Origin of the sequence: Nostoc sp. T09 (assembly GCF_002154695.1) — a bacterium.
Lineage (GTDB): Bacteria > Cyanobacteriota > Cyanobacteriia > Cyanobacteriales > Nostocaceae > Aulosira.
In genome coordinates this window covers 33504-56573 of record NZ_MTAV01000103.1, presented here as the reverse complement: position 1 = coordinate 56573, position 23070 = coordinate 33504, and the positions used below count along the sequence as shown (strand labels likewise).

14 protein-coding genes are annotated in these 23070 nt (G+C 40.0%); 7 read left to right on the top strand and 7 right to left on the bottom strand.

Features of this window, described 5'->3' with window-relative positions:
• Positions 1 to 23: 23 nt before the first annotated feature.
• The 4 genes from BV372_RS20560 to topA all read right to left on the bottom strand — a co-directional run bounded on the left by BV372_RS20560 (position 24) and on the right by topA (position 4801).
• The gene (locus BV372_RS20560; protein WP_086688346.1) at positions 24 to 1052 is read right to left on the bottom strand and encodes an ADP-ribosylglycohydrolase family protein; all 1029 of its coding nucleotides are present in this window, start codon (positions 1050 to 1052) and stop codon (positions 24 to 26) included.
• A 57-nt stretch (positions 1053 to 1109) separates the two neighbouring features.
• A complete protein-coding gene (gene aroQ, locus BV372_RS20555) occupies positions 1110 to 1553 on the bottom strand; it encodes a type II 3-dehydroquinate dehydratase (RefSeq protein WP_086688357.1) in 444 nt (147 codons plus the stop codon).
• Between the two features lie 25 nt (positions 1554 to 1578).
• Entirely contained in the window at positions 1579 to 1716 is a 138-nt protein-coding gene (locus tag BV372_RS36525; RefSeq protein ID WP_015113375.1) for a hypothetical protein, read from the bottom strand.
• 397 nt (positions 1717 to 2113) lie between these two features.
• A complete protein-coding gene (topA, locus tag BV372_RS20550) occupies positions 2114 to 4801 on the bottom strand; it encodes a type I DNA topoisomerase (protein WP_086688345.1) in 2688 nt (895 codons plus the stop codon).
• A 500-nt stretch (positions 4802 to 5301) separates the two neighbouring features.
• Here topA and BV372_RS20545 point away from each other — a divergent pair, with 500 nt between their 5' ends.
• The 4 genes from BV372_RS20545 (at position 5302) to BV372_RS20530 (ending at position 9259) form a co-directional block, all read left to right on the top strand.
• Positions 5302 to 5595: a hypothetical protein gene (locus BV372_RS20545; RefSeq protein WP_086688344.1), complete on the top strand. Its 294-nt coding sequence runs from the start codon at positions 5302 to 5304 to the stop codon at positions 5593 to 5595.
• Complete coding sequence (locus tag BV372_RS20540; RefSeq protein WP_086688343.1) at positions 5582 to 6679, top strand: DUF6745 domain-containing protein; 1098 nt, start codon at positions 5582 to 5584, stop codon at positions 6677 to 6679. The genes BV372_RS20545 and BV372_RS20540 overlap by 14 nt, the downstream gene beginning before the upstream one ends.
• Positions 6680 to 6909: 230 nt before the next feature.
• Positions 6910 to 7221, top strand: coding sequence for an RNA-binding protein (locus tag BV372_RS20535; RefSeq protein WP_086688342.1), 312 nt, complete (start codon positions 6910 to 6912; stop codon positions 7219 to 7221).
• A 475-nt stretch (positions 7222 to 7696) separates the two neighbouring features.
• Positions 7697 to 9259, top strand: coding sequence for an NAD(P)H-quinone oxidoreductase subunit N (locus tag BV372_RS20530; protein WP_086688341.1), 1563 nt, complete (start codon positions 7697 to 7699; stop codon positions 9257 to 9259).
• Between the two features lie 35 nt (positions 9260 to 9294).
• On the opposite strand, the gene BV372_RS20525 is transcribed toward BV372_RS20530, so the two are convergent.
• Positions 9295 to 10587: a sensor histidine kinase gene (locus BV372_RS20525; RefSeq protein WP_086688340.1), complete on the bottom strand. Its 1293-nt coding sequence runs from the start codon at positions 10585 to 10587 to the stop codon at positions 9295 to 9297.
• A gap of 11 nt (positions 10588 to 10598) precedes the next feature.
• Entirely contained in the window at positions 10599 to 10844 is a 246-nt protein-coding gene (locus BV372_RS20520; RefSeq protein WP_086688339.1) for a hypothetical protein, read from the bottom strand.
• 2395 nt (positions 10845 to 13239) lie between these two features.
• On the opposite strand from BV372_RS20520, the gene BV372_RS20505 reads away from it, so the two are divergent.
• From BV372_RS20505 to BV372_RS20495, 3 genes are all read left to right on the top strand, one after another.
• Positions 13240 to 13953, top strand: coding sequence for a hypothetical protein (locus tag BV372_RS20505; protein ID WP_086688356.1), 714 nt, complete (start codon positions 13240 to 13242; stop codon positions 13951 to 13953).
• A 67-nt stretch (positions 13954 to 14020) separates the two neighbouring features.
• Entirely contained in the window at positions 14021 to 15658 is a 1638-nt protein-coding gene (locus BV372_RS20500) for a tryptophan halogenase family protein (RefSeq protein WP_086688336.1), read from the top strand.
• A 19-nt stretch (positions 15659 to 15677) separates the two neighbouring features.
• A complete protein-coding gene (locus BV372_RS20495) occupies positions 15678 to 17225 on the top strand; it encodes an NAD(P)/FAD-dependent oxidoreductase (protein WP_086688335.1) in 1548 nt (515 codons plus the stop codon).
• A 56-nt stretch (positions 17226 to 17281) separates the two neighbouring features.
• Here the strand turns inward: BV372_RS20495 and BV372_RS20490 are convergent, their stop codons facing one another.
• Positions 17282 to 22900 (bottom strand): ATP-binding sensor histidine kinase, encoded by a 5619-nt coding sequence (locus BV372_RS20490; RefSeq protein WP_086688334.1) that lies wholly within the window; start codon positions 22898 to 22900, stop codon positions 17282 to 17284.
• Between the last annotated feature and the right edge of the window lie 170 nt (positions 22901 to 23070).

Here is a 23070-nt window from a genome sequence, read left to right as displayed (position 1 = left end):
AATGCTGCTCAGTAGAAATAGCATTAACGCGAACGGATAACGCGAGGAGCTGCGTAGACGGATAGAGGAGGCTGCGCATTGCTCTGATTTCCAGAGTTGTAGCGACTGCCTTGGGGAATGGCTTCGCCTAAGAATAGCGATGCTTCTTCCTCAGGTATAAAATCTCCCACTGCACTTACCTGGCCTGAATGTTGGGCATGATTATACAATCCTGACCATACAGCCACAAGTGCATCAGCTAATTCCACCATTTGAGAAAAATTGTTCAGTTCCCATGTTGCCGAATTTGCTTGCGAGTATAAGATCTGCCAACCTACGGGAATACCCGCACTGCTATTATAGGCCCCTGATAAAGCACCAGTAATTGCACTTATACTATGTAAGTGTAAACGCCAATGGTCTTGCCGCCACACATTGCCATATTGAGTAGCCCGCAAAACTGCCAAGCGGTAGTCTTCCAAGGTACTGAGAAAGCAGTAAAACGCCATAGCAATAGCGCTACTTAGCTTGTCTTCTCTACTCAACTCGACTTGCGCCCTTTCTAATGCTGCTCCCCGATCTAACAAAGTATTAACTTTTAATAACTGTTGTGGTAGAGATGTTGGTGTTTCACCGATAAAGGCGATTGTCTCTGGAATCAGGGTACGGGGTTGGAGTTTTTCCGTAAGGGTTTGAGCGATCGCATACCCTACTGCTAATGTTCCATCACGTACCACTGGGTCATCCTCCCAGATTTTTAACACACGTAGCAAGTTTTGTCGCAATTTAAATGTATTTTCATGAAAAAAAAGTGCTACTGGTAATGTAGCCAGTATCACTTTCAACGAAATGCTATCAGTTACAGCTAAATTAGCAGATGCTTGTTGCTGACGCGCTCGCCAATCATCTAAATCTAATCTGCCAAGTGCGATCAAGCTTTCAGTACCTAGCACCGCTATCCGATCGATGTCACAGCGGTTCTGAAATTCTTTCTTGCCACTAGAGGCTACACTTTCCCCAACTAATGCCCCTAGTAAAGTACCGCGAAAACGACTAACAACAGAGTAGCGCATGAGATCAAAAAGTAAAAAGCTAAAAGAAATTTTTCTTACTTCTTTACTTTTAACGCTTTAATCCCTTAAATGATGCACTAATGCTTGTAAGCCCAATACGTAACTCTGGACACCAAAGCCACTAATTTGCCCAATAGCTATGGGCGCTATATAAGAATGATGGCGAAATTCTTCTCGACGGTATATGTTACTTAAATGTACTTCTACTGTGGGTAAGCTCACACCCGCGATCGCATCCCGCAAAGCTACACTTGTATGTGTGTATGCCCCAGCATTAATCAAAATTCCCTGGTGTTTCCCTAAGGCTTGATGAATAGTATCAACCAAAACTCCTTCATGATTTGACTGCACGGGAAAAATTTTCACCTGTAGTTTAAGTCCTTCTGCTTCTAACAGATGATTAATTTCTGCCAGTGTAAACGAACCGTAAATCCCCGGTTCTCGCTGTCCTAGCAAATTCAGGTTTGGCCCGTGCAACACCAAAATACTTAAAGGTTGCAACGTCAAGTCCGGCACTTTCTAGCTCTTAACGACGACGCGAACGCTCATTTACAGGAATCGGAATCAGTTCCGGTTCCGGCTCAGCCTCTGGCCCTAATAGGGCTTCAATTAGCTTCCGCGCCATTTCTTTAAGCTTTTCCAGTACCTTTTCTATATAGTCCATTGAACTGACTGCTCCTGAGATACTACCTCAATTTTGATTAACAGCTACGCAGAAATTGGCGTACTCTCGCACCTCTGGCTTGTGATCGGCCCGATCGCACTCCCTAATTGCGGGAATGATCCACCTTAGCAAATTTTGTGTTGTGATCTGCCTTACTTCTTAGATTATCATATTCGTAAACTACAAGACGTGCATTCCCCCAAGTTAGTTATTATCAGTGTCAACTTATATCAGTATTTGGGAGGATTTTTTAATTTTGCTGGGGACTCAACCCCTTTGACTTCCCAATACCAACTTTCATAACTAGATTTTGCGATCGCTTTGAATAGGGAGTGGTAAGTCGTCAGTGGCAGAGAAACAACTGACAACTATGCACAACACTGGAGAATGTCTTTAATTAATCGTCTGCATTATTTTTTTTAGTAGCGGTTGTCGAAGCCTTGGAAGTTGACTTAGAAGTTGATTTAGAGGTTGACTTGGAAATTGATTTAGATTTAGAAGTTGTAGACTTACTCGATTTGCGAGTGGATTTTGCTGACGATGCTTTACTAGCTAACAACTTTAATGCCGTATCCAACGTTATAGCTTCCACAGATTCACCTTCTGGAATACTGACATTAGTTTTACCGTTCTTAATGTAAGGCCCGTAGGGACCATCATAGATATTGACTGGTGTACCATCTTCTGGATGAGTACCTAATTCGCGCAAAGCCGCTTTAGACTTGCTATTGGTGGAACTGCGTCCCTTTTTCGGTTCTGATAACAACTCTAATGCACGTTCTAAAGAAACCGTCAAGACATTATCAGTAGCTTTGAGGGAGCGATAGTCTTTCCCCTCTTTACCTTGGTCATGAGCAATATAAGGACCAAAGCGCCCTAAACTCGCTTGAATTTTCCCCCCAGTCACTGGATGAACTCCTAATGTGCGGGGTAATGCTAAAAGCCCAAGAGCAATATCAAGGGTGACGTTTTCTGGCGTTACACCTTTGGGTAAGGAAGCTTGTTTGGGTTTGGGATTTTCGTCTGTCTTGTCACCCAATTGCACGTAGGGACCGTAGGCACCAATTTTCACATAGATTGGTTCGCCAGTTTCGGGATGGCGACCGAGTTGGTCAGGTCCGGAGGTTTTTTGCCGCAATATTACCTCTACCTGTTTGGGGTCGAGGTCTGCTGGCGTCAGGTCTTTAGGAATCGAAGCGGTGACAACACCTTCACCGTTTTCCATTTCGATAAAAGGACCATATTTACCAATGCGGACTTTGACTGCTAAATTTTCTAGTTCTACTGTCCTGGCTTTGTTGGCATCAATTTGATTTTCTCGTTCCTTGACTAAGGTTTCTAGACCTTTATCTCCCAGATAAAATTCCCGCAAGTAGGGTAACCAATTAGCTTCACCTGTGGCGATGTCATCCAGAGTTTGCTCCATTTTGGAGGTAAAGCTGGGATCGACCACATCAGGAAAATGTTTTTCTAGAAGGGCAGTGACTGCAAAAGCAGTGAAGGTAGGGATAAGGGCGTTATTGACTAATTGCGCATAACCTTTATCGATAATTGTGCCAATAATACTAGCGTAGGTACTGGGACGACCAATGCCTTCACTTTCTAAGGTTTTTACTAAAGTAGCTTCGGTGTACCTAGCTGGCGGTTGAGTTTCGTGAGCGATCGCTTCCAATTCTTTACAATCTGGATGATCTCCCACTTTCAAACTCGGCAAAATTACTTCCTGGTCTTCTAATGCAGCTTCAGGATCGTCAGAACCTTCAACATAGGCCCGGAGATAGCCAGGAAAGTCAATCCGCTTGCCAGAAGCACGGAACCCAGCATCTTCTACTTGCAACTGCACGGTAATTTGGGTTTGGCGGGAGTCAGCCATTTGGCAAGCGACTGTGCGCTTCCAAATTAAGTCGTAGACAGCCAGTTCCCGACCGCTTAAACCAGTTTCTTGGGGGGTGCGAAAAGTGCTACCCGCCGGGCGAATCGCCTCGTGTGCTTCTTGTGCGCCTTTGGATTTGGTGGTGTATTGCCTCGGTTGCGGGCTGAGATATTGTTTGCCGTAAAGTTGTTCTACACAGCTACGAGCCGCTGCGATCGCCTGATCTGACAAATGTACCGAATCTGTACGCATATAGGTAATATATCCTTGCTCATACAAATTCTGGGCAATCCGCATTGTGTCTCGTGCAGAGAGGCGCAATTTCCGGTTAGATTCTTGTTGCAGCGTCGAGGTTGTAAACGGTGGCGCTGGTTTACGCGTCACTGGGCGTTCTTCTACTTCTGAGACATTCCAGGTTTTACCTGTAAGACGTTCCTTGAGTGCAACAGCATTCTCTTCCGTTAGCAAAACAACGTTGCGGCCAGCCGCGATTTGTCCAGTGGCTGGATCAAAATCGCTGCCATTGGCTATTTTAGTTCCTCCCAGTGTCACCAACTGAGCAGCAAACGGGGCTTTTTGCTGTTCTAGGTAAGCCTTTAAATCCCAATACGTGCCCTCATGGAAGGCGCGACGTTGGCGTTCCTTAGTGACCAAAAGCCTCACGGCTACAGATTGTACGCGCCCAGCAGATAGTCCCCAGGCAATCTTCTTCCAGAGCAGGGGAGACAGGGTATAACCTACCAATCGATCCAAAATTCGTCGCGTTTCTTGGGCACGAACTAACTGCTCATCGATATTACGGCAGTTTTTCAAAGCCTTTTTGATGGCGTCTTGGGTAATTTCGTGAAATACCATTCGCTTAGTCGGTACTTTTGGCTTGAGCAACTGGTATAAATGCCAACTAATGCTCTCACCTTCCCGGTCTTCATCGGTTGCCAGAATTAACTCATCAACATCTTTGAGGGCATCTTTGAGCTGGGTGACAACTTTCTTTTTGTCTTTCGGGACAACATACACCGGTTCAAAGTCGGCGTCTACATTTACCCCCAACTGTGCCCATCTTTCTGCTTTGACAGCGGTGGGAATTTCACTAGCCGACTGGGGTAGGTCACGTACATGACCCATCGACGCCTCCACCCGATAGCCTGATGGTAGGTAGTTGCGAATGGTACGAGCTTTGGTCGGAGATTCGACGATGACGAGAGTTGACATGGAAATTTCAAAAAAAAGAATAGCTGCTCAGCTAAACAGGCGAATTTAGACGATTTCGGCGAGATGTCAAAATAAAACGTCGCGCTTTTTGATGTGAGTTTATCCTCACACAAAATGCCCATTTGGATAAAAATCCGCTAGATTTTGGGCACTGTCCTTTCCAGATAATAAGTTAAGAAAACGCTGGGTGTGAATTTCCAGCTATTTCAATCATTAACTTATCTCAGCAAAATTGGCGACTACAGTTTTCAAAATACTCCTGAAGTGTAATACAGCAATACCTCCTGTAATTACAGATTAAGAGCCAAAGAAGACAAGAGAGAATTTTCATTGAATCATTCTTCCTGGTCTCCACGAAGTTCTAAACGTCAGATGTCGGCGCTCAGACTTCTTTGCTTGTCTCCTTTCTCTGACTTTTCCATAAAGGTTGTGCCAAAATTAAACCAAACTCAACAGCAAAAGCGAAGTAGGGTTTGTACCTACCACCAGAAGGCTAAACTATGCAAGCAATTCGTCAAGGTGATGTTATTCTACAACCTGTGCAACAAGTCGAAGGGGAAAAAATACCTCACTTGACTTTGGCAGAAGGAGAAGTAACTGGGCACAAGCATCGCATTACTGAGGGTAAAGCGGAACTATACTCAAACAATGGCACGCTGTACCTACGTGTGTTTTCAGAAACTGCTTTGCTTGCCCACGAAGAGCATCGGGCGATCGCTATTCCTCAAGGTCATTGGATGGTGAAAATACAAAGAGAATACGAGCCTGAAGGTTGGCGGTATGTCGCTGATTAAAAAGTTAACGCCCCAGCAAGAAGCTTTGATTCCAGTTTATCGGGATAAGTGGCGAAAGATTGCACTATCAACTGAACGAATTGATAGAGAGAAAGCTGCAAAAGCGGTCAAAGCTACTTATGTTTTGATTGGTCTAGAAGAACCTGAAGTAGTTTTTTATGATAGCCCAAAAGCTGCTTTGTTAACTACTTTAAGGCAGTTATTACAGGAAATTAGCTGGAGTTGTGATGGTAGTGAACTGTGGGGTGGATTAGGTATATATGAACTACCGCCTGCCAACATATGTCACGACCTAAAAGATGAATTGCATAACCAAATTGGTAAAGAAGTTTCATCTCAACTGCATTTTGAATTAAAGAAAGAACTAGAAAATATTGTGGTTTCTCCAGATACTTACTCACAATTGTGGAGCGAATTATATAGACAACTTGAGAGCCAACTCCAACTTGAAGTGGAATACGCAAGGTCGGACTGCATTCAATGTGAATTATTAGCTTGTGATGCAAGTTATTATGATTTTTGTATTTCGGTTTTAAATTGTAAACATGATAAAATTGTCTGGAAGTACTTTCAGTCAGTAGTCAAAGAGTGCGGCTGGATTTTTGCAGGTAAATATACAAGTATATTGTGCGATCGCCCGCTTCATCTGCGCTTCGACAATCAAAATCGCCTCCACTCAGAAGGGGAACCGGCAATAGAGTATGCCGATGGATTTAGCCTTTACTCATATCACGGTGTCACCTTACCTGAAAAATACGGTAAAGTTCACCCACAGCAATGGCAAGCGCAATGGTTATTAACAGAAGATAATGCCGAACTGCGACGAGTGTTAATTCAAGGTATTGGTTATGCCCGAATTTGCCAAGAATTACAAGCCATTGAATTAGATACCTGGGCAGAATATACCCTATTAAAAATTGATGCTGATATCGATGAAGAATCAATTTACTTATTAAAAATGACTTGTCCCAGTACTGGATTCATCCACGCTTTGCGAGTTCCACCTGAGATGAAATCAGCACATGAGGCAATTTGCTGGGTAAATTGGGGAATCCCTCCAGAGCAATTTGCTATTCAAACCTGAATTCTGGATTTGATAGGCATCTGAGAAATTTAGTAGTCAAAATAATAAAAAACACTGTATCTTAACACACATTATGACTAATGGATAAAATTTCTAGCTTTGCTAGCAAAAAGTTGTGCTAGCATAAAATCGGAGAAGTTAAATTCGGTGATACGGATCTTGTTGTTAGTAATAATTGCAAGCTGCTCTCCGGATAAGCATCTCTGCATCAATGGATTTTGGAGAGTTTCATGTCTATTTACGTAGGGAACCTATCCTACAGCGTCACACAAGACGACCTCACCAAGGTATTTTCTGAGTACGGTACTGTAAAGCGAGTTCAATTACCGACAGATCGGGAAACTGGTCGCGCCAGGGGCTTTGGTTTCGTTGAAATGGAATCATCAGCCGCCGAAGATGCAGCTATTCAAGCTCTGGATGGTGCCGAATGGATGGGGCGTGTAATGAAAGTTAACAAAGCTAGACCACGGGAGGAGAATAGTACTCGCTCTGGCGGTGGCAATTGGGAAAAAAATGCCAGTGGATACTCACGACGTTATTAAGTCTTGAGCTTATTCATCAAGGCAAAGCTATAAAAAGCATTAGCTAAATAACAATTATCCCATACTTAGCAGATTCAGTAACCTACTGGACTGCTTGTTTATATACTAAGCAGTTCAGTTATATATTTGAACTGCTTATTTTTCCATGAATTAGTAGGGGATCAGCTTGCCTAAAATAAATTAAACATAATTAAAGCTCTACAATCCAAAATTCGTCTTGGAAAGTTTGATACCTAAGGGGATCAAGATTTAATTTCCTTATCTGGGCTATAAAAGTAAAGCGTGCAAGGGATTGATGCATTGGTAGCCACGCTGCAAATATACCAGTTCAATCCATATGATTCTGAGCGATGTCTGCTCAAAAGAGGATAGTCTATGGAATTAGATAGAAAGGTTTATGGAACTTTAGTTCAGAACAATAGATAGAATGAACAAAGTTAGCCTTGATGTCTAATCGCCAAAACCTATACAACTCATGGATTTTGCTAATCTTGCATCCCAGTTAAATGCTGGAACGATTTTGCCAGAGGGGATTGTCATTCTCACCCTCTTGGGGGTTTTGATTGTTGATTTGATTTTGGGGCGTACATCTTCACGCTGGATTGGGTATCTAGCGATCGCAGGTTTACTTGCTGCGATTGTCGCCCTGTATTTTCAATGGGATGCTACCAATCCCATCTCCTTTAGCGGTGGCTTTAATGGTGACGACCTGAGTATCGTCTTTCGCGGTATCATTGCCTTGTCTGCCGCCGTTACCATATTGATGTCCATTCGCTATGTGGAGCAGAGTGGCACTGCTTTAGCAGAATTCATTGCGATTTTGCTCACTGCTACCCTAGGAGGAATGTTTTTATCCGGGGCTAGCGAGTTAGTGATGATTTTCATCTCTCTAGAAACCCTGAGTATTTCCTCTTATTTGTTAACAGGTTATACCAAGCGTGACCCGCGCTCTAATGAAGCGGCGCTGAAATATCTGTTGATTGGAGCTTCCAGTACAGCAGTATTTTTATATGGCGTGTCGCTGCTGTACGGATTATCCGGCGGACAAACAGAACTGAGTGCGATCGCCAATGGCATTGCTACAGCTAAGATTGGTCAGTCATTGGCTGTAGTGATTGCCCTTGTGTTTGTGATTGCAGGGATTGGCTTCAAAATTTCTGCTGCTCCCTTCCACCAGTGGACCCCAGATGTTTACGAAGGCGCTCCCACCCCAGTGATTGCCTTTTTATCTGTAGGTTCCAAAGCCGCAGGTTTTGCCCTAGCTATCCGCTTATTAACCACAGTCTTTCCCTTTGTTGCTGACGAGTGGAGATTCGTCTTCACTGCTCTTGCTGTTCTCAGTATGGTGTTGGGTAACGTAGTGGCCCTAGCACAAACCAGCATGAAACGGATGCTAGCTTATTCATCCATTGCCCAAGCGGGGTTTGTGATGATTGGCTTAATTGCTGGTACTGAAGCTGGATATTCCAGTATGATATTTTACTTGCTGGTCTATCTGTTCATGAACCTGTGCGGCTTTACCTGCATCATTCTGTTCTCCCTGCGGACTGGAACCGACCAGATTGCTGAATACTCTGGTTTGTATCAAAAAGATCCGCTCCTGACATTGGGTTTGAGTATTTCCCTGCTGTCTTTAGGTGGTATTCCGCCACTAGCTGGGTTTTTTGGCAAAATTTACTTGTTCTGGGCTGGCTGGCAAGCAGGCCTTTACTGGTTAGTCTTGTTAGGGTTAGTTACCACAGTGGTCTCCATCTACTACTACATTCGTGTAGTCAAGATGATGGTAGTCAAAGAACCTCAAGAAATGTCTGACGTGGTGAAGAATTATCCCGCAATAAATTGGAATCTACCTGGATTTAGACCTTTACAGGTGGGATTAATAGTAACTTTAATCGCCACTTCCATTGCTGGGATTTTGTCAAATCCTCTGTTTACCTTAGCTAACAATTCAGTTGCTAATACTGCTATATTGCAAGCAAATACTGTTGTTAGCACTCAGGCAAGTGCGGTTAATACCGAGCATCCAGAAGGATTATAAATTAGTTATCGGTAATGGGTAATTCAAAACAGCAATTACCCATTACTTAGGTCTATTACAGGAAGAGTAATTACAAATTCTGTACCTTCACTTGGTACTGAATTTACTTCTATACTGCCCCCATGTTCTTCTACAATAATTTGACGAGTAATTGATAATCCTAAGCCTGTACCTTTTCCTACAGCTTTAGTTGTAAATAAATTATCAAATATTTGGGATTTTATTTCATCTGGAATACCTAAACCATTATCTTTAATCATAATTAGGATAGAATTTTCATCTTCACTTAACTTAGTTTGAATTTTAATAAAATTAGGGTGTTCTGCTATTTCTTGATAGCTACTCCCTATATTTGACTCTTCTAAAGCATCAATAGCATTAGCTAAAAGATTCATAAATACCTGATTTAGTTGTCCAGGGAAGCATTCCACTTCTGGTAAATTATCGTAATCTCGGATAACTTCAATAGCTGGGCGAGTATTAGAAGCCTTCAATCTATGCTTGAGAATTAAAATAGTACTGTCGATGCCATCGTGAATATTAAAAGGAATTTTCACCATGTTATCAGCACGTGCAAAGGTGCGTAGAGAAACACTAATATCGCAAATCCGTTCTATTCCCTCATGCATTGAAGAGAGAATGTGTGGACAATCTTTGAGGAGATATTCCAAATCAATTTTTGCTGCATGTCGGGCGATTTCTGCTGCTGAAGCCTGATTTTTGTAAAGATGAATATGATCGATCAGGTCTTGCATATATTTATGAGCATAGGCGAGATTGCCCTTAACAAAGCCAGCAGGATTATTAATTTCATGAGCAATTCCTGCAACCAACTGCCCTAAAGAAGACATTTTTTCACTTTGCACTAACCGCAGCTGCGACTGTTGTAGCTGTTCCACCGTAGCAGTTAGCTCTGCCGCTCGTTGTTGCAGTTTTTGGTTGAGGTGACACAGTTTTAGATGAAGATTGATTCGAGCAAGTACATCTTCTGGCTGAAATGGCTTGGTAATATAATCTACTGCACCGAGAGTTAGTCCTTTAACTTTATCTACCACATCTGATAGAGCCGTCATAAAAATAACTGGGATGTCTTGGGTAGCTTTTTCTTGTTTTAAACGACGGTAGGTTTCAAAGCCATCAATTCCCGGCATCATAATATCTAATAATATGAGATCAGGAGAAACTACTTGCAATTTCTCTAGAGCACTCTCACCACTTGTGGCAACTAAAACGCGAAAACCGGATGCTTGTAAAAAATCAAACAGTACCTTGGCATTTGTTGGTTTATCTTCAACAATCATGATGAGATTTTGTTTATTATTAACCATATTTAAGGCTGTCAAATGTACTGTTTAACTGGCTTGAGAATAGCTTCTTTATCGAGATGTTGAGTGAGTTTCAAAAGGTTGCCAGTAAAAGCTAGATATTTAATATCTAACTGCTGTAGTCGTTGAGGTTCCTCTTCAACCCCTGCAATATCGTCAATGGTGGCAGTAGTCCAAAGATTTTGTATATCAGTGATGACTGACTCAGGCTGCCACGCAAGGGCTTTTTCTAATTCTTCTTTTCCGTTGAGAGCTTCCATTAGTGCAAAACCTAAAGGTTATCACAGATTAACAATGGTAGTACGTTTTTCAATTCTGGTTTCTAGTTCTAAGAATGATGCTTGCAACTGTGCGACCATTTAGTTAAAAGATTGTGCCAGACTTTAGTTTATCTCTACCCTTAATTTCAACTTTTTAGTCTAGTTTTCCGGAAGCGATCGCTATACTTGCAGGCTGTAAGCGTAGAATTAGCCTTGTAATCCAACGAGAATTTCTTAAAACTAACTCCAAGGACTCTATTTGAAAAGTAAAAAATGAGGATAACGCTAATCCCATCCTGTTGCTTGGGGCTGGCAGTTTTATCAAGTTGTAGGATTTTGGCGTAGCCGAGAATTACGTTGAGAGAAGTACGAAGTTCATGACTCCTTATGCGCATTTCTAAAAGAAAGATATTTCACTAATCTCACTGCGGCGAAGTTTTGGATCGCAAAGGGAATAATCAGGATGAATCGCAGGAGTAATTTTTGGTAATCATGAACACCCATATGTGTGATGATTTTTACTTTTGGACAGCTTGGTAAATGTGGAGTAAATCTCCTGCATACCTTAGTTTGCCCATTATTCTGGCATAAGTGGGTATGCAAAAATATTTATGTCATTGCGTTCGCCCTACAGCCCTTTGGGCATCCTATGGCAGGCGTTCCCGTACCCCTACGGGGAAGCAAGCTACGCGTAGCGTCTCCGGCAGGAGAAGGGTACGAACTGAACCAATCTCAAACCCTTGCGATTGCTACGTTTCGCTTCCCTTCGGGACGCTTCTCTACGAGAGGCTACGCCAACGCGAACGCTACACTCGCAATGACAATGTATATTTAATTTTGCATAAGTACTTAGTTGTCATCAAGCTTATTAAGTCGCAACCTTTAAGATTCATCATTCGTTATTGTTACTGTTTTCCCACGTATCAAGTTTTTCCGTTTGTCATAGTTGATTAGAGAGATATTTACTTGATATTAAAAACATATTTACTTACTGGTTAGTTTTACTACTTTTGATGGATGCATAAATTATGCATCTGAAATTTGATATAAAATTTTGTATACATTTCGCTTTTATCACCCTTTTATCCATGAACAGCTATCTACAAACTGGATATCTCTCAATGTTGAAAGAGTGATTTCTAAGAAGACGCTGCACAGACTTTAGCCTGCGTGCTAAATTTATTATGTCACTAAATCATAACAATTAAGAGAAATTACTTATTTTTTTTGTATTTTAAATTACTAACTAACATTAATGAATTTTATTAATAGCTTTAAAATATTTAAGTAAACTTTATAAGATTGTTATTTAGCATACATAATATTGAGTTAATTTAAGCAAAACCTGTAATATTGGTTTAATTAAAACAAATGTATGTAATACTTCCAAGCTTGAAGGCTCAATAGTATCCAGTTTGATCGATAATTCGTACTTTTTATTACAAAGTATTTAAATCAAATAAATATTTTTAGTAATTCCAGGTAATTACGGATATATTTTTTAATAAAAAATTAAAGAATAGTTGCACAGATTAAGTGTTGGAAAAATTAAATTTAGCTCTTAAACACAACTCACGGTGGCAGTAAATATTATTTACACACTGTATAAATCTTGTTTTGGCTGGCTATTGACAGGACAATGGGTTCTACGTTCCTGTAATTCTAATTCTTATAATCACTTGAGCTTGTTAAGTGATTACCGAGAAATTAAGGTTATAGACTGCAACTTCAACAATTTCAGTGCAATAAAGCTCTGTTAGGTAGATCTCTTTGTAGGAGAAAAAGAAGTAAGGGTAAAATGAAGCTTTTAAGTATCTCCCACTTTGGTGAGATGGTTGGATAAGGCAAAATAAATCCATCAAACTCACTTTAAGCTTTTTTGGGTGATAAATAAGCATGTTGAAGTTCTAGAAGAGAATTTTCTAGAATGAATGATAACTTCAACTTACGAGAAAATTAATTTCTTAGAAATACGAAATTGATACTCTTGGCTTTTTTGCATAACAGCCTTTAGGCTGGCGATAGTTGCATTGCAATATACTCACTTAAAAATGGGTATAGAGTTGCCAGATTGTAGCGGTTTAGCTTGAGAAATATTTTGCATCCAGGGTGATGATTTTTTCATCATAACTGTTTTTTAATGGCAAATAAGTGTTTGTCATCTAATTATTGCCAAGCAATCTTACCAACTGCATGTCTAGCCATATTTTATTGAATTAATATTAATTCAATAATCAAAAAAATGCTGGTATATTCATCAAAAATATCTAAAAGTCTCAACAGATATTTACTGATTGGTGATGAACGATCTGCATTCAATACTTTTGCATACTTACACAATGCTGTAAAAGTACAATTTTTCCCATATTACCCATTGAAATTTGGAGCAATAAACATGAAAGAAGTTCTAGCATTAATTCAAAATAAAAAGCAGGAATTTTCTCAGTTGCCATTATTTAAATTCATGCAAGACCAAAGTATAGACCCCAAACAAAGGCTGGCTTGGGCACCATGCGCTGCTCATTTCATAATGAATTTTGGTGAACTGAATAAATATTTTTTACGAGTAGAACCAACGAGCGATCCTATTCAGGCAATAATTAACAAACATACTTATGAAGACGACCATCATTGGTTGTGGTTTTTGGAAGATATAAAGAACTTAGAACTTGACAAATCCTTAAAATTTAGTGATGCATTAAAATTTCTTTGGAGTGAAGAAACTAAGAATGCTCGCTGGTTGAACTATCAACTCTATCGATATACTTCACAAGCTACTCCTATCCAAAAAATAATAGTCATTGAAGTTACCGAAGCAACGGGCAATATAATGTTTTCCATAGCAGCAGAAATTGGCAAAGAAATTAAAGCAATTACGCAAAAACCATGCCGATATTTTGCAGATTTCCATTTAGATGTTGAAACTGGTCACATGACAGGTTCATCTGGAATAGAACAATTGTTACAAGATATTCAACTATCAGAAGCAACCCGACAAGAAGCTTTTGAATTGGTTGAGAACTTATTTACAGTTTTTACCCAATTTACAAATGGCCTTTTAGTATATGCCAAAACCCATAAAATTGAGCAGCCATTGAAAGCTGCATAAATGAACGAACAAGCTTCTTGAAATTGACAATTAATACCTAATTCAAGCCTAAAGGAGAAATTTTGCTATGTCACAGTATGTACAAAATGTTGTAATTGTTGGTGGTGGTTCAGCAGGTTGGATGACGGCAGCTTATTTGAGTAAAGCACTAGATAGGAATGTGCAGATTACTCTGGTGGAATCATCGAACATCACAAAAGTTGGAGTGGGGGAAGCAACTTTTAGCACCATCAAAGTATTCTTTGATTTTCTTGGACTACAAGAATATGAATGGATGCCAAAATGTAATGCCACATATAAGATGGCAATTAAGTTTGTAAACTGGAATGCGAAGGGGCAACACTTCTACCATCCTTTCCAGAGATATGAGGTAATCGACGGCTTTGATATCTCTGAATGGTGGCTGAAAATGAAGAAAGACCAAGAAGCATTCGATTATGCCTGCTTTTTAATTCCTTGGCTGTGCGACAATCAAAGGTCTCCTAGATATTTTGATGGTAAAGTCTTTGATAACAAAGTTCAAAATGAATTTTCTCAGGAGAATATCACTAAGAAAAACATACTGGACAATTTAAAGATTCAGTACCCCTATGCTTATCATTTTGATGCGAATCTACTGGCAAGATTCATGAAAGATTATGCGATACAAAGGGGAGTGAAGCAAATTGTTGATGATGTGGTGGATGTCAAGTTAATGGGGGATGGGAGCATAGATAGTCTCAACACCAAAGAGCATGGCATTCTCAGTGGCGACCTTTTTATTGACTGTACTGGTTTCCGTGGTCTTTTGATCAATAAAGCTCTTGGTGAGCCATTTATTTCTTATTCAGAGTCGCTATTGTGCGATCACGCGATCGCTATGCAGATACCAACCGATCTGAAGAAAGATGGTATTAACCCTTACACAACTGCAACTGCGCTCTCATCTGGTTGGGTCTGGAATATACCTTTGTATGGCAGAAATGGTACAGGGTATGTTTATTCCAGCGCATTCATCTCTGCGGAGGAAGCAGAACAAGAATTTCGCCAGCATTTGGGAGTCGCTGCTAACAATTGCAAAGCCTCTCATATCAAGATGCGGATTGGACGTAACAGAAACTCATGGGTGAAAAACTGTGTAGCAATTGGACTTTCCAGTGGATTTGTGGAACCATTAGAATCTACTGGTATCTTCTTTATTCAACATGGGATTGAAGAGTTAGTTAACCACTTCCCCACCAAATCTTTCAATAAAGAGCTAATTTGCAGCTATAACAAAGCTGTTGCTGACTGCATAGATGGGGTACGAGAATTCTTGACACTTCATTACTATGCTAGCGATCGCGCCGACACAGAGTTTTGGAAAGCAACTAAGAACGATATCAAAGTCCCAGAAGAACTACGGGAAAAATTAAGATTATGGAAAAATAGACTGCCAAGCAACAAGAGTATCAACCCGAAATACCACGGCTTCGAGTCTTACTCTTATTCGGTAATGTTGCTGGGGTTAAATTATCTGCCTGAAAGCAGCCTCCCTGTTTTAGAGCATATCAGAAATCACAATGCCCAGGCTGCATTTGTGGAAATTAAGGAAAGAGCCGATTACCTAAGTTCGACTTTGCCGTCTCAATATGAATATTTAACTCATGTAATTAAGTCTCAAGAACAGTCTGAGTATCTTAGCGTGGTTAGCGATCGGACACAGCAAATTCCTGTACCAATTTAATAATTTAGGAGAACCCAAGATGACAGTCAAACAAGTATGCGTGATTGGGGCTGGAGTCAGCGGATTAGTTTCAGCAAAGACATTTCTTGAGGAAGGTTACGAAGTTACAGTATTCGAGAAACGGCAGGGACTTGGTGGTGTGTGGGAAAGGTCGAGGGCTTACCCAGGACTGTCGAGCCAAAACCCCAGAGACACATATGCTTTCTCAGACTATCCTATGCCCGCCTCTTATCCAGAATGGCCTTCAGGAGAGCAAATATGCGCTTACCTAGAATCTTATGCCCAATACTTTGGTGTAGCAGAAAAAATTCAGTTCGGTGTGAAAGTAACTAAAGTAGAGCGCAAATCAGGAAATACTCCTGGATGGATGGTTAGTGTTAGCTTTCAAGAAGATGGTAAGGAGATAAGAAAACAAAATTACGAGTTCGACTTTGTTATTGTGTGCAATGGCCTTTGTGATATTCCCTACATTCCTAACTTGCCGGGAATGGAAGAGTTCATAGCAGCTGGAGGTCAGGTAATACATACTAACAACTTTAATGACGGCTCTGTAATTGAAGGCAAGCGAGTGGTTGTTGTAGGTTTTGGTAAGTCAGCTACCGATCTTGCGAATCTCGCAGCTACTAAGGCCAAGGAATGTACCCTTGTGTTCCGTCAAGCGCTATGGAAAGTTCCCAACTTCTTTCTTGGTCTGTTCAACATCAAGTATATTTTCCTGACTCGGTTTGCAGAAACTTGGATGCCCTATCATAAACTTCAAGGATGGGAAAAGTGGCTGCATAGTTTTGGGAAGCCACTGGTGTGGGTATTCTGGCGGCTAAACGAGACTATCCTGCGCTTACAGTTTCCGCTTGATGCTTGTGGGATGGTGCCCAAACAACCCATTAATAAATTGATAGGCTGTAGTATCGGCTTGGCACCTCAAGGCTTTTTTGAGCATGTCCGCGCAGGAAAAATCCGCGCTGTCAAGACAAAGATCAACAAGTTTTTTGCTAGTGGCGTGGAATTAGATAACGGCGAACAAGTACACGCAGATATCGTCGTCTTTGGCACAGGATTTCTTCAGAATATCCCTTTTTTAGAAGAGAAGTACTACAGGCACGTATTTGATGAGCAAGGCACCATTCATCTTTACCGCCATCTCATTCACCCTCAAGTTCCTCAAATGGGTTTCGTTGGTTATAACTACACCTTCTGTGCCCAGTTATCAGCGGAGATTGGTGCCCGGTGGTTATCAGAGTATGTCAAAGGAAATATGGCCTTACCATCCCAGCAAGAGATGCTAGAGGATGTCACGGCAGAGTTGGAATGGAGGAAGAAAGATAGACCATATGCTTTTGTAAGTGGAGCATGTTTAATTCCTTTTACCTTCCATTACATCGATGAGTTGATTCAGGATATGGGCCTCAGCACCTGCCGCAAACCTGCAAACCTTCTTGGGGAGTTGATGATGCCAGCAGATCCATCTGCTTACAAAAATCTCCGACAGGAATTACAAGCAAAACAACATTCATCTCTCAATGATTCTGCGATCGCGGCAAATATAGAGGTGAGCACTGTTAGTTAATATCTCCGCAATACGGTTCGGTTGAGAACTTCACCGAACCGTATCGACAGCTTGTCTTACTGTTGCATCGGAATTTCAATCACAAACTCAGTCCCTTTTCCAGGACTTGAATCACAGCTTAATTGACCCTTGTGTTTATCTACCACAACTTGATAGCTAATTGACAACCCCAACCCCGTACCACTTCCTACTGCTTTAGTAGTAAAAAATGGGTCAAATATTTTCTGCTGCACCTGTGCAGTCATGCCGTGACCGTTATCAGCAATCCGAATCTTCAGCGTGTTCGCTTCTCCTAGTTCAGTGCGAATGCGAATTTGAGGATTTTTAATTAGAGAATCTCCTTCATGCTTGTACTCCTCTAAAGCATCGATCGCATTACTTAAGATATTCATAAATACCTGGTTGAGTTGACCAGCATAGCAACTAACATTTGGCAGTGGTGCGTATTCTTTGACGACCTCAATTTCCGGGCGATCGCTCTTTTCCTTGAGTCGATGCTGCAAAATCATTAGGGTACTGTCGATTCCTTCATGAATATTTACAGGCTTCATTTCCGACTCATCTAGACGAGAGAAGTTACGTAAGCTCAGAATTATATTCCGGATACGGGAACTTCCAAGCTTCATAGAATCGAGAACTCTCGGTAGGTCTTCTGTCAGGAAATGCACATCCATCTCCTGAATTTTTTCCTCCACTATTGCCGATGGATGGGGATATTCTTGCTGATAAATATTAATCAAATCTAGCAAATCTTGAACATAGTCACTCGCATGAGAAATATTACCATGAATAAAGTTAATCGGGTTATTAATTTCATGAGCAATTCCCGCTATCATTTGCCCTAAAGAAGACATTTTTTCACTTTGAATTAATTGACTTTGAGTACTTTGTAATTCTTCTAGTGCTGCTTGCAAATGTTTATTTTTTTCATTAATTTCTGCTGTTCTGACCACCACCCTTTCCTCTAGTACATGGCTGTATTCTTCCAAGCGCTCATTAGCTTCAGCCAAATTATTGTAGAGAATGGCATTTTCTAAAGAGATTGCCGCTTGGATAGTTAAGAGTTTTAGAAGTTCTAGGCGATCGCGTGTAAATGCTCCCGTAGTTAAATTATTTTCTAGGTAAATAAGCCCCAGCAATTTGCCTTGATTAAGCATCGGAATACATAACACGCTCTTTGGTTCCTCACGGGTAATATAACTATCTACTGCAAAAGAGGCTTGAGCTTTGATGTCATCAATTACTAATATTTCTTGAGTACGTTTGACATAATTAATCAAAGAAATAGGAACACGATCGCTGGACTCTAAAGGAATAGATAAAAACTCCGTGTGAGTAGCTCCAAAAGTTGAACCGGAACTAACTGCGGTAACAGTTAAGTCTAAGTTATTAGCTTCACTTAATATCAACACACATTTAGAAGCTCCCGCATTTTCCATGACAACTTCCATTAAAGTAGAAAGAAGTGCCTCCAGTTCAATCTCTCCAGAGACTGCTTGAGAAGCTTTAATGACAGTTGCCAAATCCAACATATCTGAAATACTGGTGTTGGAGCCAATAACAGTTTCATTCGTCACTAAAGTAGATTTATTACTGAGTGTAGATAAGTGTATGCTCAGTTCAGGTAGATTTTTTTCACTGCAAGAATGGCTAAGTTTTTCTTGCTGAATTATGGAAACCAGTAATTGAGGATAGCGTTTTTGTAAGTCATCAACTTTGGCTAATGCTCCCCAGCGAAGATAGCAATAGTAAGCATCAGTGAGGTAGAGTTGGGCGATTCTGTCTTTACCCCATGCGAGATAAAATTTAGCCGCTAACTCGTAAGCAAGAGCTTCTTCGTTAATGTAATCATTTTCCTTGGTCAAGGAAATAGCGTATTCGTAATTATCTATCGCTTCAAGATATTGACCAAGAACTCGATGCCGTTCTGCCTCCACTAAATGAAATTTATGCAAGTGATTCATAGGAGCCTGAACTGCCCAATTTTGCATTTTTTCCTGATTTGCTGCCACTCTATGGAGGATATCTTTTTGTTCAAATTCCTCGAAATCAGAATATACTGCCAGATGCGTCAATGAATCGTAGAAATAGAATTGAGCAGTAACAAACATACCTATAACAGCATATAAGTACTTTTCTGCCATTACTGTATTTTTAAGGGCTTGAGAGTAATCAGCCAGCAGATAACACAGGTGAAGTTTGCAGAAATATAGGAAAAAAAGTGCTCCTCCATCTTTAGCTTTAAGATGAAGCGGTAGCATTTTATCCTCATCATATACTTCACCGATTAAACTCTGCGGATTTTTAACATCTCCCAGAAGATTTAAGATTGTTTGCCGAAATATTTCATTCCAATGAAATACTCTTTCTTGCTTTATTTGCCTAATAATATTGCTATATGTCTCTATCTCTTGCTCAAGTTCTACTAGTTCTTGTCCTGTAAAATATACATGTTGGCAGTAACCATAAAGAGCATAAGCTGCAAATTCCATATCTCCTGCTTCGAGATTAGTGGTATAAGCCTCAAGTAAAGGTTTCAATGTTTGCTTTATATGCTCTTTCCAATGTCTGACAAGATGATTAAATGTTTCCATAACCTTGCCAGTTACTCCTCTTGTTTGGAATTTAGGCAATAAACTCTCAGCCAGTTTCCCAAATTTATATCCAGAATCAATATCTCCCATTACCCCACACAGCATTACTCCATACATCACATATGCAAAAGCAGATAAAGGAGAATTACCAAATTTAATAGATAAATTGATCTGTTTCAGAATAATCAACACTAATAATTCAGGCGCAACTGTATAAGCAAGAGCAATTGCACTAGATAGAATACGCATGATTATCAGTGGTTGGGCTTCTGTAATTTCTGGCAGTTCAATTAAGTCTTGAATGGGTCTAGTAGCCAATTTTGCAGAGGTTGTCTCTATTTCTATCTGAATATCTGATTGGCTGGGATTTGTAGGGAACTCTACTCCCAAAGTTTTCAAAAAGATTTTTGCAATATTGACAGCTTCCAGTTCTTTCCCTTGTGCACCATAAGACTGTATTTTAACTTCATAAGCTTTCACTTGATCCAGTGGAGTTTTTGCCTCTACCAATACAACCTGGACAAATTTTTCTGTATATTCAAAGTCGCCACTGAGATATGCTGCTTCTGCTGCCGTATTATACAAAGCTAAGGTGATATCATATTTAGCATTCCAACTATCATCTGTTAGTAGCTCAATGCCAGTAGTTAAATACTTAAGTGCAGATGAATAAGCTGTTGATACCAAAGCTTTACGTCCAGCAATCAGATTCATTTGGGCTAGCTCATCACGTTGAGCTTGATCTGTGATGAATTCAACTGCAATATTGAACTGATTGACAAGCTCAAAAATTCTTTCTTCACGTTCGACAACTGGGGTATTCTTAAAGAGAAGCTGCCCAATTTTTAAGTGAATTTGCTTTATTTGGTCTTGGGGAATTAGAGAATAAGCTGCTTGCTGAACTCGGTCATGTACAAATTTATATTTAGGTAATTGAGAATTAGTAATTGATAAATTTTCTGATTCTCTATTTGAAATGTTTAATAACTGTCTCTCATCTTCTGGTATAAGATTATAACCATCTTTCTGCGGTACAATCAGTCCTTCAAGTAATGCTTGCCATAAATCTGATGCAGTATCTATTACAGATTTCTCATTAACAATTGCCAATGTCTTTAAGTCAAATTCATTACCAATGCAAGCAGATATTTTTAATACATTTTGTACATCCTTGGGCAACTTTTCTATTTGAATACCCAAAAATTCTACTACATCATCTGTAAGAGACAGTGTTTTAATTTTGGTAATATCGTACTGCCAATAGCCAGCATCAAAATTTAATTCAATTAGCCCATCATCATATAATAATTTGAGAAATTGAGATGCAAAGAATGGGTTACCTTTAGTTTTAGCAAACACCATTTGAGTTAGAGGCACAGCAATTACTTCTCTGCAACGCAGCGTATCAGCAATTAGATGATTCAAATCAACCTGACTTAATGGTGAAAGTTGAATTGTATTAATTACTGTTCCTGCTTTGGCAATTTCTTGTAGTGTCAAATGTAATGGATGTAGATTTAATACTTCATTATCTCTATACGCCCCAATCATTAGCAGACTAGCCTTATTCTCAGATATATCTTCTGTATCGCTAGCAAGGCGAGAAGAAGTTCCACTAACTAATAATTGAATAAATTTCAAGGAAGCCGTATCTGCCCATTGCAAATCATCCAGAAAGATTACCAGAGGATGCTCTTTAGTAGTGAAAACCTGGATAAATCTCTGAAACAATAAATTGAAGCGATTTTGAGCAGCGCTACCAGCAAGTTCAGTAACTAAAAGTTGTTCGCCAATAATTCTTTCGAGTTCAGGAATTACATCAATAATTACCTGAGATTGTGTACCCAATGCCGATATAATTTTGGCTTTCCACTGTTGAATTTGGGCATCTGTTTCTGAGAGTATTTGCCCAATTAAATCTCGCAAAGCTTGTACCAATCCTGATAACGGAATGTCACGTTGGAACTGGTCAAATTTCCCTTTGATGAAGTAACTACGCTGTCTGGCAATGGGTTTGTGGACTTCGTTGACTATAGCGGTTTTACCAATCCCTGAATAACCAGCGACTAAGATCATTTCCGTGCTTCCGCTTGTCACCCGATCAAAAGTAGTGAGTAGAATTTCAATCTCTCGTTGGCGACCATAAAGTTTTTCAGGAATGGCAAAATGGTTTGAGATATCCCGAATCCCTAATTCAAAGGCTGTAATATTTCCTTTCTCTTGCCATTGGTTTTGACATCTCTCCAAGTCATACCTGAGTCCATGAGCACTCTGATATCGGTCTTCGGCATTTTTTGCCATCAGCTTGCTGATAATATCAGATAAAATTGTAGAAATATTAGAGTTAATCCGGCTGGCTTTTGGCGGTTCTTTGGCAATGTGAGAGTAGACTAACTCCATCGGTTCAGTGGTATTGAAGGGTAACTGCCCAGTCAGGAGTTCAAAGAAGGTAACACCTAAGGAATAAAAGTCGGTACGGTAGTCTATACCTCGATTCATGCGTCCTGTTTGTTCAGGAGAAATATAAGCTAGAGTACCTTCTAGGACGTTAGGATTTGTGAGAAATTGAATTTCTTTTGGTAATAGAGTAGCGAGACTAAAATCGATGATTCTAGTCTTACCTGCTATGGGATGAATCAGGATGTTGGCAGGTTTGATGTCTTTGTGAATGATGCGATGGCGATGTAACCCTTCTAAAGTTGCACTAATTTCGATCGCAATCTCGAAAAATTTACTTAAAGAAATAGAATTATTCCCCTTTTTCTGCTCTTTTAGTTGCCATGTATTCAGGGCTATACCACCAAAGTCTTCCATTACTAGGAAATATCTATTGTGGTAGGTTTCTAAGCTTATTGGTTTGACTATGCCCGGAAGTTCAAGATTTTGAGTAATTGTGTATTGATTGCGGAACTGATTAATTTCAGCAAAGTTAGGATCTTCAGTGCGCATCAATTTTAAAATAACTGATTGCTGGTCTTTTTCTCTGATAGCTCGATAAACTAAGGTTTTTTTACCTGAATATAATTGCTCAATAATGTGATAGCCAATTATAGGAGATAATGTTTCTGATACTACTAACATTGCATCTGCTTCTCATAATTTTATTTCTATGGTTCAGTATGCCCATGTCATAGTTACCACTATCATTAAATAGTTATAGTTTTGTTTGTTATGTATACTTTAATGTTGTAGTTCGCAATAAATTAAAATAATTACCTTAGTGTAAAATAGGATAATTATAAAAATAGCAA

What these genes read in the sequence shown, in the direction of transcription:
- BV372_RS20530 (WP_086688341.1), top strand. Translation starts at nt 7,697, where the DNA reads ATGGATTTTGCTAATCTTGCATCCCAGTTAAATGCTGGAACGATTTTG.
- BV372_RS20520 (WP_086688339.1), bottom strand. Translation starts at nt 10,844, where the DNA reads ATGGAAGCTCTCAACGGAAAAGAAGAATTAGAAAAAGCCCTTGCGTGG.
- BV372_RS20490 (WP_086688334.1), bottom strand. Translation starts at nt 22,900, where the DNA reads ATGTTAGTAGTATCAGAAACATTATCTCCTATAATTGGCTATCACATT.
- BV372_RS20560 (WP_086688346.1), bottom strand. Translation starts at nt 1,052, where the DNA reads ATGCGCTACTCTGTTGTTAGTCGTTTTCGCGGTACTTTACTAGGGGCA.
- BV372_RS20495 (WP_086688335.1), top strand. Translation starts at nt 15,678, where the DNA reads ATGACAGTCAAACAAGTATGCGTGATTGGGGCTGGAGTCAGCGGATTA.
- BV372_RS20535 (WP_086688342.1), top strand. Translation starts at nt 6,910, where the DNA reads ATGTCTATTTACGTAGGGAACCTATCCTACAGCGTCACACAAGACGAC.
- BV372_RS20545 (WP_086688344.1), top strand. Translation starts at nt 5,302, where the DNA reads ATGCAAGCAATTCGTCAAGGTGATGTTATTCTACAACCTGTGCAACAA.
- BV372_RS20505 (WP_086688356.1), top strand. Translation starts at nt 13,240, where the DNA reads ATGAAAGAAGTTCTAGCATTAATTCAAAATAAAAAGCAGGAATTTTCT.
- BV372_RS20500 (WP_086688336.1), top strand. Translation starts at nt 14,021, where the DNA reads ATGTCACAGTATGTACAAAATGTTGTAATTGTTGGTGGTGGTTCAGCA.
- BV372_RS36525 (WP_015113375.1), bottom strand. Translation starts at nt 1,716, where the DNA reads ATGGACTATATAGAAAAGGTACTGGAAAAGCTTAAAGAAATGGCGCGG.
- BV372_RS20540 (WP_086688343.1), top strand. Translation starts at nt 5,582, where the DNA reads ATGTCGCTGATTAAAAAGTTAACGCCCCAGCAAGAAGCTTTGATTCCA.
- topA (WP_086688345.1), bottom strand. Translation starts at nt 4,801, where the DNA reads ATGTCAACTCTCGTCATCGTCGAATCTCCGACCAAAGCTCGTACCATT.
- BV372_RS20525 (WP_086688340.1), bottom strand. Translation starts at nt 10,587, where the DNA reads ATGGTTAATAATAAACAAAATCTCATCATGATTGTTGAAGATAAACCA.